Source organism: Actinokineospora fastidiosa (genome assembly GCF_014648415.1).
GTDB lineage: Bacteria > Actinomycetota > Actinomycetes > Mycobacteriales > Pseudonocardiaceae > Actinokineospora > Actinokineospora fastidiosa.
Window position 1 is genome coordinate 1,258,832 of record NZ_BMRB01000001.1, and the last position, 16,842, is coordinate 1,275,673.

The following is a 16,842-nucleotide window of genomic DNA, read 5'->3' on the forward strand; positions in this document are numbered from 1 at the left end:
GGACGACCGGGCAGGTCGCGTTACCCGGTGTTCACAAAATCATTTCGCGAGGCCGGATCGGGGCGGTAGATCTTGCGTAATCGCCGGTCGCCGCTGCGGATTTACCCCGCTGTAACATGACGCATCCGCCCTGGTCGAAGGCCGTCTGTCGGCTCGCTCAAGATGTGACAGAGACGTCACGCGGGCGACAATTGCCTTGTTCACGGTTTATTCTCCTGGGCATCGTCTTTACCGATCCCTCGCGGGACCGCACCCCAACGACGCGGAGCGGGCGCTCAACGTCAGGAGGCGTCGATGAGCCTGGATCTGCTGCTGCTCACCGCGGACCCCGAGCCGGGGTCGGTGCTCCCCTCGCTGATGCTGCTGCCGCACTCGGTGCGCACCCAGGCCCCCGAGGTCACCGCGCTGCTGGAGGCGGGCTCCCGGGACGCGGTCATCGTGGACGCGCGCACCGACCTCGCCGCCGCCAAGAGCCTGTGCAGGCTGCTGACCAGCGGCGGTGACAACGCCCCCGTCATCGCGGTGGTCAACGAGGGCGGCCTGGTCGCCATCACCGCCGACTGGCGCGTCGACGAGATCCTGCTGCCCGGCGCGGGCCCGGCCGAGGTCGACGCCCGGCTGCGGCTGCTGGGCTCGCGCGGCCCGGCGGGCGGCGTCGACGGCGCGCTGCGCCTGGGCGAGCTGGTCATCGACGAGGCGACCTACGCGGCCAAGCTGCGCGGCCGCCCGCTCGACCTCACCTACAAGGAGTTCGAGCTGCTCAAGTACCTCGCCCAGCACGCGGGCCGGGTGTTCACCCGCGCGCAGCTGCTGCAGGAGGTCTGGGGCTACGACTTCTTCGGCGGCACCCGCACCGTGGACGTGCACGTCCGGCGGCTGCGCGCCAAGCTCGGCACCGAGCACGAGCAGATGATCGGCACCGTGCGCAACGTCGGCTACAAGTTCGTCCAGCCGCCGAAGGCGGGCCAGCGCCGCGACGCCGAGGAGCGGTCCTACGCCCGGTAGTCCGATCGCGCCGGTAGTTTCGACCGCGTGGACCTGACCTGGCTCGACGAGATCGACCCCGCCCTGCTCCGGGAGTTCCTGCGCGCCGTGCGCGCCGCCGACGGCCGACCCCGCGTCGACCCCGACGCCGCGCTGCCGCACGAGTTCCGCGGCGGGCGGCACGTGGTGGCCGCCGATGGCGACCGGCTGCTCGGGTACGGCCACCTGGACACCGGGGGCGACGCCTTCGGCAGGCAGGTCGCCGAGGTCCTGGTCCACCCCGAGGCCCGCGGCCGCGGGCTGGGCACGGCCCTGGTGGCCGAGATCCGCGCGCACGCGCCCGCCGACGTCCGGTTCTGGGCGCACGGCGACCACCCGGGGGCGGCCCGGATCGCCGAGCGGCTCGGCCTGTCCCGGGTGCGCGAGCTGTGGCAGATGCGGATGGAGTTCGGCGAGCCGCTGCCCGCGCCGGTCTGGCCCGACGGCGTGTCCGTGCGGGCGTTCGTGCCCGGTCAGGACGAGGACGCCGTCGTGGCGGTCAACAAGCGCGCCTTCGACTGGCACCCCGAGCAGGGGGCGCTGACCGCGGCCGACGTCATCGCCACGGAGGCGGAGGCGTGGTTCGACCCCGCCGGGTTCTTCCTCGCCGTCGACAGCGCCGACCGGGTGCTCGGCTTCCACTGGACCAAGGTGCACCCGGACGGCGCGGGCGAGGTCTACGTCGTCGGGGTCGACCCGGCCGCGCAGGGCGGCGGGCTCGGCCGGGCGCTGACGCTGGCCGGTCTCGCCCACCTCCGGGAGCAGGGGCGACGCACCGTGATCCTGTACGTGGAGTCGGACAACGCGCCCGCCGTGGCCGTGTACCGGCGGCTCGGATTCACCCGTTCGGACGCTGACATCCAGTACGCCGCTGTCCCCCCGAATGGCGCATAGCCGATTACGTCCGGCAAACGCGCAGGTCACGAGCGGGACACGGGAAACGGCCCCGGGCGTTGACCCGGTCACATGAGCTGCCTTGTTCATGCTGCGTTCACCTCTAGAGGGGCATCCGTCCACCACTGCTGCCTAGCGTCCGGGGCGACGGCGCACAGAGCGTGACGCCGCGCCTTTCCCGATGCTCCTGCTGGAGGAACACCAGTGAAGATCAAGCGGTACGCCAACGTGCTGGGCATGGTGGCGGCAGGCGCACTGGCGCTGTCCGCCTGCGGCTCCGACGCCAACGCCCCCCAGGGCGGCGGCCAGAACTCCGGCGCCCCGGCGCCGACCGGCACCGCCCCCGTCGAGTGCGGCGGCAAGCAGGCGCTGACGGCCGAGGGCTCCTCGGCGCAGAAGGGCGCGATGGAGGCCTTCATCGCCGCCTACCGGCAGCAGTGCCAGGGCCAGCAGCTGGCCTACACCCCGTCCGGCTCCGGCAACGGCGTCAAGCAGTTCATCGCCGCCCAGGTCGACATCGGCGGCAGCGACTCCGCCCTGAAGGAGGACAAGGGCGAGGTCGAGAAGGCCGCCGAGCGCTGCGGCGGCAACCCGGCGTGGAACCTGCCGCTGGTCTTCGGCCCGATCGCCGTCGTGCACAAGGTCGAGGGCGTCACCGACCTCGCCCTCAACGGCGAGGTGCTGGCCAAGATCTTCTCCGGCGGCATCAAGAAGTGGAACGACCCGGCGATCGCCGCGCTGAACAGCGGCGTGACCCTGCCCGACACCGACATCACCGTCGTCTACCGCGCCGACGAGTCGGGCACCACCGACAACTTCCAGAAGTACCTCGTCGCCGCGGGCAAGGGCGCGTGGACCAAGGACGACGGCAAGACCTTCAACGGCGGCGTCGGCCAGGGCGCGCAGGGCTCCGCGGGTGTCGCCGAGGCCGTCGCGGCGGGCAACGGCGCCATCGGCTACGTCGAGTGGTCCTACGCCCAGGACAAGAACCTGGCCATGGCCAAGCTGGACAGCGGCTCCGGCCCGGTCGAGCTGACCGCCGAGTCCGGCGGCAAGGCCATCGACGCGGCCACCATCTCCGGCGAGGGCAACGACCTGCGCCTGGACCTGGAGGCCCTCTACGCCAGCAACGCCCCCGGCGCCTATCCGCTGGTGCTGGCGACCTACGAGATCGTGTGCTCCAAGGGCTACGACGCCGACACCACCAAGGCGGTCAAGGCGTTCCTGACCACGGCGGCCACCACCGGCCAGGCCAGCCTGGTCGAGGCGGGCTACCTGCCGCTGCCGCAGGAGTTCCAGACCAAGCTGCTGACCGCCATCAAGGCCATCGCCTGACGGCAGTGGCAGACTGCCCACACGGATAATCGGACGCCCCGCGCACCCGCCGAACGGGTGCCGGGGCGGCTCCGCGTCCACCACCTCGACGGAGGCGACGATTACATCCACCGAGCACACCCCGACCGTCACCCGGCCGGGTGACCGCATCTTCAAGGCGCTGACCGTCGGCTCCGGCGGGTTCGTCGTCGTCATGATCGCGCTGATCGGCGTGTTCCTGCTGATCCAGGCGATCCCCTCGCTCGCGCAGAACAACTCCAGCTTCCTGTTCAGCCGCTCATGGGACACCGGGGACCCGGCGAACCTGGCCTTCGGCGTGCTCGACCTGCTGCTGGTGACGGTGTTCAGCTCCGTGTTCGCGCTGGTCATCGCGATGCCGGTGTCGCTGGGCATCGCGCTGTTCCTCACCCAGTACGCGCCCAGGAACCTGGCCCGCCCCTTCGCCTACCTGGTCGACCTGCTGGCCGCGGTGCCGTCGATCATCTACGGCCTGTGGGGCGCCTACGTGCTCGCGCCCGCGCTGGAGCCCATCAGCACCTGGCTGAACGAGAACCTCGGCTGGATCCCGGTCTTCGCCGAGGGCAACACCAGCCTGGTGATCGGCCAGACCATCTTCACCGCGGGCATCGTCCTGGCGGTCATGGTGCTGCCGATCATCACCGCGATCACCCGCGAGGTGTTCGACCGCACGCCGCCCATGCAGATCGAGGGCGCGCTCGCGCTCGGCGCCACCAAGTGGGAGGTCGTGCGCACGACCGTGCTGCCCTTCGGCCGCGCGGGCTACGTCAGCGCCTCCATGCTCGGCCTCGGCCGCGCGCTCGGCGAGACCATCGCCGTCATGATCATCCTGGCCTCGACGTCGGACGTCTTCGGCTGGTCGCTGTTCGACGGCGGCGACACGATCGCCTCCAAGATCGCCCGCGCCGCCCCGGAGTTCAACGACCCGCGCGGGGCGGGCGCCTACATCGCCGCCGGTCTCGTGCTGTTCGTCCTGACGTTCGTGGTCAACGCGATCGCCCGCTCCATCGTGGCCGGGCGCAAGGAGTACCGATGACGACCGCGACCGACCTGGACCGGCCCGCAGCCCCGCCCGCCTTCCAGGAGATCACCCCCGGGCGGCGGATGAAGAACCGCGTCGCGGGCACGCTGATCACCGGCACGTTCCTGCTGGCGCTCGCCCCGCTGGTGTGGGTGCTGCTCACCGTCGTCGTCAAGGGCTTCGAGCACGTCCTGACCGCGGAGTGGTGGACGCACTCGCTCGCGGGCCTGACGTCGCGGCAGTTCGGCGGCGGCGTCTACCACGCCATCTACGGCACGCTGATCCAAGGGCTCATCTGCGCGATCATCGCGGTGCCGATCGCGATCCTGGTCGCGGTGTACCTGGTCGAGTACGGCCGGGGCAGCAGGCTCGCCCGCGCGGTGACCTTCACCGTCGACATCCTCTCCGGCGTCCCGTCGATCGTGGCCGCGCTGTTCATCTACGCCCTGTGGATCACCACGTTCGGCCTGCCGCGCAGCGCGTTCGCCGTGGCGCTCGCCTTGGTGCTGCTGATGATCCCGGTCGTGGTGCGCACCACGGAGGAACTGCTCAAGATCGTCCCGGACGAGCTGCGCGAGGCCGCGTACGCGCTGGGCATCCCCAAGTGGAAGACGATCGTCAAGATCGTCATCCCGACCGCGATGTCGGGCATCATCACCGGCATCAGCCTGGCGATCGCCCGCGTCATGGGCGAGACCGCGCCCGTGCTGGTCCTGGTCGGCTACAACTCGTTCATCAACATGGACCCGTTCGAGGGCAACATGGCCTCGCTGCCGCTGCTGATGAACTCCGAGCGGCTGACCATCAACGAGGTCGGCGAGGCGCGCGTCTGGGGCGCCGCGGTCACCCTCATCCTCATCATCACCGTGTTCAACCTGCTGGGATCGCTGATCTCGCGGATGACGTCCCTGAAGACCAAGTGAGCGGGTAACGATGGCCAAGCGCATCGAAGTCAAGGACCTGAACCTGTACTACGGCAAGTTCCACGCCGTCGACGGGGTCTCGCTGACCGTGCCCCCGCGCAGCGTCACCGCGTTCATCGGCCCGTCCGGCTGCGGCAAGTCCACCGTGCTGCGCTCGCTCAACCGCATGCACGAGGTCATCCCGGGCGCGCGCGCCGAGGGCTGCGTGCTGCTCGACGGCGAGGACATCTACGGCAGCTCCGTCGACCCGGTGTCGGTGCGGCGCACGATCGGCATGGTGTTCCAGCGCCCCAACCCGTTCCCCACGATGTCCATCAGGGACAACGTGGTCGCCGGGCTGAAGCTGGCCGGGGAGAAGGACAAGCGCAAGCTCGACGAGATCGCCGAGCGCGCGCTGCGCGGGGCCAACCTCTGGACCGAGGTCAAGGACCGGCTCAACCGCCCCGGCGGCGGCCTCTCCGGCGGTCAGCAGCAGCGGCTGTGCATCGCCAGGGCGATCGCCGTGCAGCCGGACGTGCTGCTGATGGACGAGCCCTGCTCGGCCCTGGACCCGATCTCCACCCTGGCGATCGAGGACCTGATCCAGGAGCTGAAGAAGGACTACACGATCGTGATCGTCACCCACAACATGCAGCAGGCGGCCCGGGTGAGCGACCAGACGGCGTTCTTCAACCTCGCGGGCGTCGGGCAGCCGGGTCGGCTCGTCGAGATCGACGACACCGAGCGGATCTTCTCCAACCCGGCCCAGAAGGCCACCGAGGACTACATCTCCGGCCGCTTCGGCTGATCGATCCTGCCAACGACAGGCCCCCGACTACTCCGGTCGGGGGCCTGTTCGCACTGCGCGGGAACGGGCAACCAAGTGATCACGTCTCACCCCGCGACGACCACCCAGGGTGATTGGTACGGTGCGCAGAGGGATCGGACCCGGGTCGGAGGGCAGCGATGTACGTCGACGACGCAGGCGGCGCGCGCATCGGCACCACCATCGGCGAGTCCATGGCGGGTTTCGCCGCCACCGCCCAGGAAGGCGGCTTCGCCGTCAGCGGCGAGGGCGGCGAGGCGCTCCTCAGGGCCGTCTACGCCATGGCCGACTGGGTCGACAGCCAGCGCACCTCGCTCGCCTTTCTCCAGCAGGAAGCACCGCTCGGCAGCACGCACGGCGCGATGACGATGAAGCCGTACCTGCAACAGGTCGCCTCCGACGGCGCGGGCTTCGTCACCCAGCTGGAGCAGTTCCGCGAGGCGCTGATCCAGGCCGAGCAGGGGATCAAGCAGGCGATGGCCAACTACCAGGACACCGACAAGCTCAACGCCGACAAGCTCCGCTGACCGTGAGGTGAAAGGTGCTGCCCGTGCGGACCTCCCCGCTGGTCGCCTCGCTCGCCACCGCGCTGCTGGTGGTCGGGGCCTGCGCGACGACGACGGCAGGCCAGCCGGAGTCCGCGGGCCCGGCGAGCCGGACGCAGGCGGAGCCGACGCGCGGGACGACCACCGAGCCCGCCCAGGAGACGCCCCTGGCCGCGGTCGAGCCGTGTGACCTGCTGACCGCGGCGGGACAGTCCGCGATGGCCGTGACCGGCGAGGGACAGAGCAGGAAGGTGGGCAGCGCGCGCTATTGCGAGTGGCGCGTGCGCAAGGGCAGCGTCCGCGACAGCTACACCATCTCGGTCGGCGTCTGGGAGGGCCTCAGCATCGACGGGGCCGTGTCCGAGCGCCCGGTGCGGCCCCTGCGGGTCAACTCCCGCGCGGCCGTGGAGGGCATCGGCGTCCAGGGCGGGAGCTGCTTCGTCGCCCTGGCCGTGACCGACTCCTCCCGGGTGGACGCCGCCGTCGTGGGCGACGACGGGGAGAAGCTGTGCCCGCTGGCGCTGGAACTGGCCGAACTCGTGGAGCCCGAGTTGCCCTAGGGAGTGGCGATGACCGATCCGACCCGTGACCCGAACCAGCCGCCGCACGTCGAGCGGCGGGACGCCGCGCGAACCCGCGACGAGGTGCACACCGACGCGGAGCGGCACGTCGACCGGGACATCGAGGAGTCGGGCTGGCTCATGGGGCTCGTCCGGCGGTTCAGCCGCAACAGCGAGGTCGAGCAGCGCTTCACCGAGCAGCTGGCCGCGCAGGCGGGCGACCTCGCCGCCGGGGTGTCCATGCGGACGCCGCCCGCGATGCCGTGCGCGAACTACCTGAGCTACCCGCACGCCCAGCTCAAGCCGATGGTGACCCAGGACGTCAGCCCCGAGGACGTCGGCGCCATGAGCGACCTCTACACCGAGGCCGGGAACGCCATGGTCAGGTTCCAGAACGAGGTGGCCGCGGCGATCGCGAACAGCCAGACCCAATGGGAGGGGCCCGCGGGGGACGCGGCGCGGCGGTTCCTGGCCGACACCGGCGACTGGATCGGCCAGGCGGGGCAGAGCGCGCAGTACGCGGGCACGCAGCTGGCGCTGCACTCGGCCGCGCTCGCCGAGGCGAAGAACTCGATGCCCGAGGAGCGCCCGTTCGACCTCGGCGCCGCCATGCGGGACCTGCAGGCGACCACGGACCCGCTCGCGTTCGCCACCAAGGCGGCGGGCTACCTCGACGAGTACCGGGCGAGCCAGGCCGCGCACGAGGAGGCCGCCCGCGTCGTCGGCGCGTACGACGGCAGGCTCAGCGCGGCGGCGGCCATGCCCGCGTTCGCCCCGCCGCCCGCGATGTCCGACGCCAGGAGCGACGAGCCGGTCCGCGCGCACGACGCCCGCGCGGTCGACAGGGACACCGACGTCAGCGTCAGGGACACCCAGACCGGCCCCAGCGGTGTGGAGGACGTGCCGCAGGGCCACCAGCGCGACAGTTGCACCCCGCCGTCCACGGTCACGTCCGGCCAGTCGTCGGAGGGCGGGTCCGTCCCCGCGCCGCGCGACCCGGCCTCGGCCACCGCCCCCGGACAGCGCGGCCCCGGGACCACGCCCGGCGGCTACGACCCGGGCCTGCCCGCCGGAGCGGGTCCGCTGGCCGGTCCCGTCGGGCCGAGTGGAAGCCAGCCCGCCCCGGCGCCGGTCGGCGGACCGCCGCCGCTGGGCGGTCCCGGCGGCCTTCCCGGAAGCGAGGCCGTGCGCGGCGCCGGACGCGCTCCGGCCAGCGCCCTCGCCGCCCAGCAGGCCGCGGGCCGCGCGTCCGGGGTGGGAGCGCGTACCGCGGCGGGCATGGTGGGCGCGCCCGTGGCCGGGGGCGCGGAGGACGATGAGCACGAGCGGCCGACCTACCTCGTCGAGCCCGACCCGGACGAGGTGTTCGGCGCGGGTGGGTCCGCGTCCCCGCCGGTGATCGGCTGATGGGCACGCCGTTCACCCTGTCGCTGGCCGCGGTCGACGTGCTCTCGCAGCTGCTCGGGATCACCTGCAGGCACTACCCGTTCGAGATCCCCAGCGTCGGCCAGTACGCCGAGGACCGCGCCCGCATCGCCCGCGCCGTGTTCACCGACCTGGCCCATCGCGGCCTGATGGGTCCCGATGGCCCGCATCCGCGCGTGGAGCGCGCGCTGCGGCTCCTGGCGGACCCCGACGTCGGCATCGCCGCGTCCGGCGTGCCCCGGCCCGACACGCTGCTCCGGGCGCGGGGGGCGGTGCGGGGCGACTCGGGCGTGCTCGCCGTCCAAGAAGGACAGTCGGTGCGGTTCGCCGGCGTGGGCGCGACCGGCATGGCCCGCGCCATGGTCGCCCTGCTGCCGCCCGCGGCCGCGGGCCCCGGCCAGTCCGTCCACGTCGAGCAGCCCGCCCCCGAGCAGGCCCCCGCGGGCTTCGCCACGCCCGTCCGCCCCCCGCGCACGGCCGCCCAGACCCAGCTGCGGGTCGCGGCGGGCATCCTCGAACGCCCCCGCACCGGCTTCGGCTTCTTCACCCTCACCACCCGCGACAACCTCGGCTGGATCGACACCGACGCGGGCCGCTACCTCACCCTGACCACGGCCACCGACGACGGCGCCGTGCGCGCCACCTACTCGCCCGCCGACGGCGCCCGCCTGGCCAGGCAACTCGACGAGCTCATCCGGTCGGCCCGGGACTCGGCCCCGTCCGCCCGATAGAGGCCATCGGTAACAATGGGTGGGTGACCCCGCGACTCCCGGCCCTGCGGATCGGCCCCTACCCGGTCGACCCGGCGGTCGTGCTCGCCCCGATGGCGGGGATCACCAACGTCGCCTTCCGCACCCTCTGCCGCGAGTTCGGCAGCCCGACCTCGCTGTACGTCTGCGAGATGATCACGGCGAGGGCCATCGTCGAGCGCGACGCCAAGACCATGGAGATGATCACCTTCGGGGCGGACGAGCACCCGCGCTCCATGCAGCTCTACACCGTCGACCCGGCCACCACCGCCGAGGCGGTGCGGATCATCGTCGGCGAGGACCGCGCCGACCACATCGACATGAACTTCGGCTGCCCGGTGCCCAAGGTGACCCGCAAGGGCGGCGGCGCGGCCCTGCCGTACAAGCGCGGCCTGTTCCGCAACATCGTCTCCGCCGCCGTCCGGGCAGCGGGGGACGTCCCGGTGACCGTCAAATTCCGCGTCGGGATCGACGAAGAGCACATCACCTATCTGGACGCAGGCCGCATCGCGGAGGGTGAGGGCGCGCGGGCCGTCGCGCTGCACGCGCGCACCGCCGCCCAGCGGTACTCCGGGGAGGCCGACTGGTCGCGGATCGCGCGGCTCAAGGAGGCCGTGACGTCGATCCCGGTGCTGGGCAACGGCGACATCTTCAGCGCCGCCGACGCGCTCAAGATGGTCGAGCAGACCGGCTGCGACGGGGTCGTGGTCGGCCGGGGGTGCCTCGGCAGGCCGTGGCTGTTCCGCGAGCTGCACGCCGCCTTCACCGGGGCGCCGATCCCCGACGGGCCGTCGCTGGGCGAGGTGGGCCGCATCCTCACCCGGCACGCCGAACTGCTCGCCGACCACCTCGGCGAGGACAAGGGACTGCGCGACCTGCGCAAACACATGGCCTGGTACCTGCGCGGGTTCCCGATCGGCGCGAGCCTGCGGCAGCGGTTCGCGCTGGTCTCCGGGCTGGCCGAGCTGGCCGACCTGGTGGGCGAGCTGGAGCCCGATGTGCCGTACCCGGCCGACGCCGAGGGCCCGCGCGGGCGGCAGGGCTCGCCGGGCCGGGTCGTGCTGCCCGATGGCTGGCTCGACGACCCCGAGGACACCGCGGTGCCCGTCGGGGCGGAACTGATGCATTCCGGGGGATGACGTGCGGCGATTGGCGGTGCTGGCGGCGTTCGCGGCCGCTGGCTGTTCGACGGCGGTGGCCGGGCAGCCGGTGCCCGCGGCGGGCGGCGACGAGGACGACGACCGGGTCCTCGCCTACTTCGCCGCGCTGAACGACGCGGGCGAGGAGGGGCCGGGCAGCCAGTCGGACTTCCTGCGCCGCACCCAGCACCCGGACTTCACCGACCGGTTCTGCGACCTCGACGACCTGGTCCTGCGCATGGCCCCGGTCGAGTCGACGCTGCGGCCGGACCCGCAGTGGCGGCCGGAGAAGTCGGCCAAGGCCCCCAGGGGCGAGGTCTACGTGGTCGCGGTGACGGTGACCATCCGGCGGGACAGCACCACCCTGGGGGAGCAGATCGGGTCCCAGCGGGTCGTCCTGCTCGACGGCGAGGCCTACGGCTTCTCGCCGTGTCCCGCCGAATGAGTGACACCCGAATGTCGCAGTGATCGGCCCACGGTCGGCGACGCGGCGGAGTGCCCCGCGACCGCGTATCCACCGGTAGGGGGAATTACCCCGCCCAAGCGTCCCGTCGGCTCAAGCGGACCTTCATTCCGGACGACACACTCGTACGTAGGGAGGTGACCGCGGTGTCCGCACTGGGACGAGGAGTGGCCGAGCCGGAGCCCGACCAGCGCACGGCCAACTGGCGGGACCGCAGGGTCAACGAGCCCACCGTGCCGCTGCGCCGTCCGGAGCGGCCCGAGCCCGCTGAGGCCGACCCGCCCGTCGACGCCGCCAACCTCGTCAGCCTGCACGAATCGATCGCCACCCTGCTGGCCTCGCGCGGGCAGTACCGGCAGGCCTACCAGCACCTGCGGTCCGCGCTGGACCTCATGTCGGAGCTGACCGCGCCGCCGCCGATCCCCGAGCAGTTCCGCCGCGAGGTCGACCGCCTGCGCCGCGAGCACGCCGAGGCGCAGGAGCAGAGCATCCGCGACAGCCTCACCGCCAGCTACAACCGCCGCTACCTCGACCGCAGACTCATCGAGGTCCTCGCCGAGCGCGGCGGGGCGGGCGGGCTGGCCGTGGCCCTGGTCGACCTGGACTGGTTCAAGCAGGTCAACGACACCTTCGGCCACCTCGTCGGCGACCGCGTCCTGCAGCGGGTCGTCGAACTGCTCCAGCAGGACCTTCCCGAGGGCGCCTTCTGCGCCCGCTACGGCGGCGAGGAGTTCGTCCTCGTGCTGCCCGACGTGGACGGCCCCACGGCCGTCGACGTCGCCGAGGCGGCCCGCGCGCGGGTCGAGTGCCACCCGTGGTCGACCCTCGTGCTCGGCCTGCGCGTCACCGTCAGCGTCGGCCTGGCCCACGCGCCCGCCGCGGACGTGGCGGAGGACACACCGGCATCCGCGGAGCGGCAACTTCGCGAGGCGGACGGATTGCTTTACACCGCCAAGCAATCCGGACGAAACGCCGTGGCGTACCTTTCGGGCGGCAAGCCCCACCTGGCCGGACCGGCGGCGGGCAGGCGCGCCGTCGCCCCGCCGCGCGTGGCCGCTCGCTGAGCGCGTTCGCCCGCGCCACAGTCGCCCGATCGGGGTAATCCCGTGGGCGGTTCTGCGTACGGTCTGTGGTTAATCGCCGGGCGGTGGTCGTCAGGGATCGCGGTCATCCGTACTATCGCCTCCGCGAGACTGACACGATCGGGTAAGTAACCGAGTGCGGCATCGCAACGTGTTGATAACCAACCTGCAACGCTTGACGCGGTCGTAAGGAAGGAGCCTGGGTGCCCGACGACTACGACGGCGACGGCGCCCCGCCCTCCGGCCCAGGTGGCAAGCGCCGCGCCCCCGACCCCGCCGACCAGCCCCGCCGCAGACGCCGCTCCCTCGACGACGGCGACGGCGTGAGCGTCTCGGACCTGGTCGAGCGGCACACCGCCTCCCGCGCCGACCTCCCGGCCCCCGGCCGCCGCCGCGCCGACGAGTCCCGCCACGCCGCCCCCGAGTCCCCCCGCCCGAAACGCGGCGGCGTGGAAGACCTCGGCGCCGCCATGCAGGGCCGCCGCGCCGCGGCCGAGCAGGCCGACACCCCTCCGGGCAGGCACGGCCGCAGGCAGGCCCCCGAACAGCCCCCCGGCCGCCTCCCGGACCACTCGGCCCCCGCCGCCTACCCGCAGCAGCCCTACCGCGAGTCCACCCCACCCGCCCACCGCGGCGCCCCCGACCCCACCCCCCGCGGCGCCGTCGACCCCGCCCACCGCGCGGCCGCCGAACACCACCCCCCCGCCCACCGCGCCGCCCCGGACCTGCCGTCCGCGCACCACGTGGGCCCGGACCATCAGTCGTCCGGTTACCGCGGTGCCCCGGACCTGCCGTCGGCCCATCACGTGGACCCGGACCACCAGCCGTCCGCTTACCGCAGTGCCCCGGACCAGCCGTCGGCCCACCACGTCGGTCCGGACCACCACGCGGCTGCCGAGCCCTCCCCCCGGCGCGCCCCCACCCGCCGCGCCACCCCCGACCCCCTCCCGCGTCGGGCAGGCGCCGACCCCGAGCTGCCGAACCACCGTGCCAGCGACCATCAGCCGCCGGACTACCGCGCTGGCCACGAGTCGCTGCCGCGCCGTGCCGCCGCCGACCACCAGCTGCCGGACCACCCGGCCGCCGCAGGCCCCGAGCCGCTCCCGCGCCGCCCTGGCACCGACCGCCAGCCGCCGGGCCACCGGGTTCCCGGCCACGAGTCGCTTCCGCGTCGTGCTGATGAAGACCAGCTGCCGGACCACCGGGTTCCGGGCCACGAGTCGCTTCCGCGGCGCGGTGGTGGTGACCGTCAGGTGTCGGACCACCGGGCCGCTGGGGAGCAGCCGCTCCCGCGCCGTGGTGCCGTCGACCACGAGGTGCCGGGTCACCGCGGCGTCGAGCAGCCGACCGCCCATCGGGTCGAGCCTGCCGTTCGGGACGGGTTGCCGCCCAACCCGCCGGAGGCGAACCACCGCCCGCGTCCCCGTCGTGCGCCGCGGGGGCCCGTGGTGGACCCGGTGGCGCCGCCCGTCGAGCCGGGGGGACCGCAGCGCGCGTCCATTCCCGCCGATGTCGTGCGCCAGGCCACCGGAGCCCACCGCATCCCGGCCGACGCCGGACTGGACTTCGACCAGTACGTCCCGCCCGAGCCCCCGCGCAGGCCCGCCCCACCCCGCCCGGCCCGCCCCCTCCCCGAACCCACGCGCACCGGCGACCTCCCCGAGGACGACCGCCCGAGCGCGCACTACCCCCCGCGCCACGAGCCGTTCCCGCGCGACCACCACGAGCCCCCCACCCCCGACGACCACTTCCCGGTCGACCACCGAGCCCCGGACGCGGACCGCAGGCCCTCCGGCCCCCACCCCCGCCCGACGGCCCGCCACCCCCTACCCCGCCCCACCGAAGACCACCCGGCGACCGGCAGGCACCCCCTCCCCAGCCCACCCGCGACCTTCGCCGACACCCCCCACCCGTCCCGCAGGCAACCGACCGGCCAGCACCCCCTCGCCCCCGAGGACCCAGCCTTCCCGGACGCCCCGCGCCCGGCCCGCAGGCAGCCCACGAGCCAGCCGATCGCCGCGGAGGACCCGGCCTTCGCCGACGCCCCGCGCCCGGGCCGCAGGCAGCCGACGGGCCAGCACCCGATTGCCGCTGAGGACCCGACTTTCGCCGATGGTCCGCGTCCCGGTCGTAGGCAGCCGACGGGCCAGCACCCGATCGCCCCGGAGGACCCAACCTTCGCCGACGGCCCGCGTCCTGGTCGTAGGCAGCCGACTGGCCAGCACCCGATCGCCGCTGAGGACCCAACCTTCGCCGACGGCCCGCGTCCGGGCCGTAGGCAGCCGACTGGCCAGCACCCGATCGCCGCTGAGGACCCAACCTTCGCCGACGGTCCGCGTCCGGGTCGTAGGCAGCCGACTGGCCAGCACCCCCTAGGCCCGGAGGACCCGGCTTTCGTCGAGGGGCCCCATCGTCGGCAGCCGTCCGGTCACCCGATGCCCCCCGAGGACGCCTTCGCGGACGCCCCTCGCCCGGGGCGCAGGCAGCCGACCGGTCAGCACCCGATCGCCCCGGAGGACCCGGCCTTCGCCGATGGGCCGCATCCCGGCCGTCGGCAGGGGCCGGGGCGCCCGGTGTCGGCTGAGGACTATGTGGACGGTCCCCTCCCGGGCCGTCGGCCGATTCCCGCCGAGGACGCGGCTTTCGCGGACGGTCCGCATCCCGGCCGTCGGCAGGCTCCCAGCCACCCCGTGCCCGCCGAGGACTTCGCGGACGGCCCCCAGCCCAGCCGCAGGCAGCACCCCGCCGACGACGGTTTCGGGCAGCGGAGGCCGCAGCCCCCCGGCCGGTTCCCGGCCGACGCCGAAGGACCCCACCCCTCCGGCCGGTTCCCCGTCGACGCAGATGGCCCGCAGCCTTCCGGTCGCTTCCCCATCGACACCGACGGCCCGCAGCCTTCCGGTCGCTTCCCCGTCGACGCCGACGGCCCGCAGCCGTCCGGCCGGTTCCCCGTCGACCCCGCCGCCGACATCGCCGCCAGGCTCGATGGGGAAGGCAAGCCGCGGATTCCCCGGCAGCAGCCGCCCGGGCAGTCGTCGATGCCCAACCCGGCCCACCCCGAGGAGACGCAGAAGGTCGCCCTCACCCCGCCTCCAGGCGTCTCCGCCGCCGACGCGGTCGGGATGACGACCGAGATGGAGCCGATCGGGGAGGCCACGCAGAAGCGCAGGCGGGTCGACCAGACGCTCGCGCGGTTCTCCAAGGTGCACGACGAGCTCAAGGCCGAGGAGAAGGCCAAGCGGGCCAAGCGGCGGCTGCCGTGGAACGCCGAGGACGACGAGCTCGAGGAGCAGCTCGAGGAGCTCGCCAAGCCGCCGGGCGAGGCGGGCGCCGACGCCGAGGAGAAGCCGAAGCCGAAGAAGCGCGGCCTGTTCGCCCGGGTGTTCGCGGGCACGACCGCGATCCTGGTGTTCACCGCGACCGGCGTCGGCTGGGGCTTCCTCAAGCACACCGGCGACAGCATCGACAAGGTCCGCGCCCTGGACCCGAACTCCGACGCCATCCAGAACGCCGAGGCGCAGCACGGGGACGAGAACTTCCTGCTCATCGGCTCGGACTCCCGCGAAGGCGCGGAGGCCGAGGACGGCGTCGGCGACGCGGGCCAGGTGCCCGGGGCGCGCGCGGACACCACGATGATCGCCCACGTGCCCGCCGACCGCAGCCGGGTCGTGATCGTGTCGTTCCCCCGCGACCTGGAGATCCAGCGGCCCGAATGCGAGCGGTTCGACCCCGCGACCAACGACTACACCGGCGAGACCGTGGCGGGCCAGCAGGCCGCCAAGCTGAACACCGCCTACCAGGTCGGCGGCCCGCTGTGCGCGACCAAGGTCGTGCAGGAGCTGTCCGGCCTGCGCATCACCCGCTTCATCGGCATCGACTTCCACGGCTTCAAGGACATGGTGGACGCCGTCGACGGCGTCTCCGTCTGCGTCGAGGAGCCGATGTACGACACGTACATGAAGAAGTGGATCGTGCAGAAGGCGGGCACCGCCGTCGAGCTGCGCGGCGACCAGGCGCTGGACTTCGTCCGCGCGCGGCACGTGCGCGGCGACCCGACGTCGGACTACGGGCGCATCAAGCGGCAGCAGCGCTTCCTGTCCTCCCTGCTGCGCAAGTCCATGTCCGGCCAGGTGCTGCTCGACCCGGGCAAGCTCACCGGCTTCACCGAGGCGTTCACCAAGTCCACCTTCGGCGACAACATCACCGTCGAGTCGCTGTTCTCCCTCGGCCAGTCGCTGCAGGGCCTGGAGGCCGGGCGGGTCACCTTCCTGACCGTGCCCACCGTCGGCCTGCCCAACGACCGCGGCAACGAGGAACTGCGGGTCGAGGACAACGCCGCGCTGTTCCGGGCGATCGTGAACAACCAGCCGCTGCCCGGCGAGAAGCCCGCGGAGAAGGCCGATACCCAGCAGCGCGCGCTGCCGCAGTCCTCGCCGCTGCGCGCCCGCCAGCAGCAGGTCGACCCCAAGACGCTCAAGATCCAGGTGCTCAACGGCGGCAACACCACCGGCCGGATCGCCCGCGACACCGGCGAGAAGCTCGCCGAGTACGGCTACGACGTCATGATGGTCAGCTCCGCGCCGAAGGTCGCCCACACGGTCATCTACTACGGCACGGGCAACGAGGCCGCCGCGCGCACGCTCGCCTCCTCCATCCCCGGCGTGCACCTCAAGGCCGACGCGTCGATGGGCAAGGCGCTGGTGCTGGTCATCGGCCCGGAGTACGACGGCGAGGTGGTCGCCCCCGGCACCGCCAAGGTCACCGAGCCCGAGCCGGAGAAGCTGCCGGAGGACCTGTCCGCCATCAACGGCGGAGACGTCACCTGCGCCTGATGGTCGTCATGGGTTCACCGCTCATTCA

14 protein-coding genes are annotated in these 16,842 nt (G+C 73.1%); all 14 read left to right on the forward strand.

Annotated features, from left to right (window positions below; genetic code table 11):
* The first annotated feature begins 294 nt into the window (after positions 1-294).
* The 14 genes from IEY98_RS06010 to IEY98_RS33030 all read left to right on the forward strand — a co-directional run bounded on the left by IEY98_RS06010 (position 295) and on the right by IEY98_RS33030 (position 16,814).
* Positions 295-1,005 (forward strand): winged helix-turn-helix transcriptional regulator, encoded by a 711-nt coding sequence (locus IEY98_RS06010; protein WP_189209236.1) that lies wholly within the window; start codon positions 295-297, stop codon positions 1,003-1,005.
* Between the two features lie 27 nt (positions 1,006-1,032).
* A complete protein-coding gene (gene mshD / locus IEY98_RS06015; RefSeq protein ID WP_189209237.1) occupies positions 1,033-1,917 on the forward strand; it encodes a mycothiol synthase in 885 nt (294 codons plus the stop codon).
* A 204-nt stretch (positions 1,918-2,121) separates the two neighbouring features.
* Positions 2,122-3,252, forward strand: coding sequence for a phosphate ABC transporter substrate-binding protein PstS (gene pstS / locus IEY98_RS06020; RefSeq protein WP_229786625.1), 1,131 nt, complete (start codon positions 2,122-2,124; stop codon positions 3,250-3,252).
* 100 nt (positions 3,253-3,352) lie between these two features.
* Positions 3,353-4,306: a phosphate ABC transporter permease subunit PstC gene (gene pstC / locus IEY98_RS06025; protein ID WP_229786760.1), complete on the forward strand. Its 954-nt coding sequence runs from the start codon at positions 3,353-3,355 to the stop codon at positions 4,304-4,306.
* Positions 4,303-5,214, forward strand: coding sequence for a phosphate ABC transporter permease PstA (gene pstA, locus IEY98_RS06030; RefSeq protein ID WP_189209238.1), 912 nt, complete (start codon positions 4,303-4,305; stop codon positions 5,212-5,214). The genes pstC and pstA overlap by 4 nt, the downstream gene beginning before the upstream one ends.
* A gap of 10 nt (positions 5,215-5,224) precedes the next feature.
* Complete coding sequence (gene pstB / locus IEY98_RS06035) at positions 5,225-6,001, forward strand: phosphate ABC transporter ATP-binding protein PstB (RefSeq protein ID WP_189209239.1); 777 nt, start codon at positions 5,225-5,227, stop codon at positions 5,999-6,001.
* Between the two features lie 158 nt (positions 6,002-6,159).
* On the forward strand, positions 6,160-6,546 hold the full coding sequence (locus tag IEY98_RS06040; protein WP_229786626.1) for a hypothetical protein: 387 nt from the start codon (positions 6,160-6,162) through the stop codon (positions 6,544-6,546).
* A 23-nt stretch (positions 6,547-6,569) separates the two neighbouring features.
* Complete coding sequence (locus IEY98_RS06045; protein WP_189209240.1) at positions 6,570-7,124, forward strand: DUF3558 domain-containing protein; 555 nt, start codon at positions 6,570-6,572, stop codon at positions 7,122-7,124.
* Positions 7,125-7,133: 9 nt separating this feature from the next.
* On the forward strand, positions 7,134-8,531 hold the full coding sequence (locus IEY98_RS06050; RefSeq protein WP_189209241.1) for a hypothetical protein: 1,398 nt from the start codon (positions 7,134-7,136) through the stop codon (positions 8,529-8,531).
* Positions 8,531-9,280: an ESX secretion-associated protein EspG gene (locus tag IEY98_RS06055; protein ID WP_189209242.1), complete on the forward strand. Its 750-nt coding sequence runs from the start codon at positions 8,531-8,533 to the stop codon at positions 9,278-9,280. The genes IEY98_RS06050 and IEY98_RS06055 overlap by 1 nt, the downstream gene beginning before the upstream one ends.
* A gap of 23 nt (positions 9,281-9,303) precedes the next feature.
* Complete coding sequence (dusB, locus tag IEY98_RS06060) at positions 9,304-10,437, forward strand: tRNA dihydrouridine synthase DusB (protein ID WP_229786627.1); 1,134 nt, start codon at positions 9,304-9,306, stop codon at positions 10,435-10,437.
* Position 10,438: 1 nt separating this feature from the next.
* Positions 10,439-10,882, forward strand: a complete 444-nt coding sequence (locus IEY98_RS06065; RefSeq protein ID WP_189209243.1) for a hypothetical protein — start codon at positions 10,439-10,441, stop codon at positions 10,880-10,882.
* Positions 10,883-11,046: 164 nt separating this feature from the next.
* The gene (locus IEY98_RS06070; protein ID WP_373292331.1) at positions 11,047-11,964 is read left to right on the forward strand and encodes a GGDEF domain-containing protein; all 918 of its coding nucleotides are present in this window, start codon (positions 11,047-11,049) and stop codon (positions 11,962-11,964) included.
* Between the two features lie 221 nt (positions 11,965-12,185).
* A complete protein-coding gene (locus IEY98_RS33030; protein ID WP_189209245.1) occupies positions 12,186-16,814 on the forward strand; it encodes an LCP family protein in 4,629 nt (1,542 codons plus the stop codon).
* The last annotated feature ends 28 nt before the right edge of the window (positions 16,815-16,842 follow it).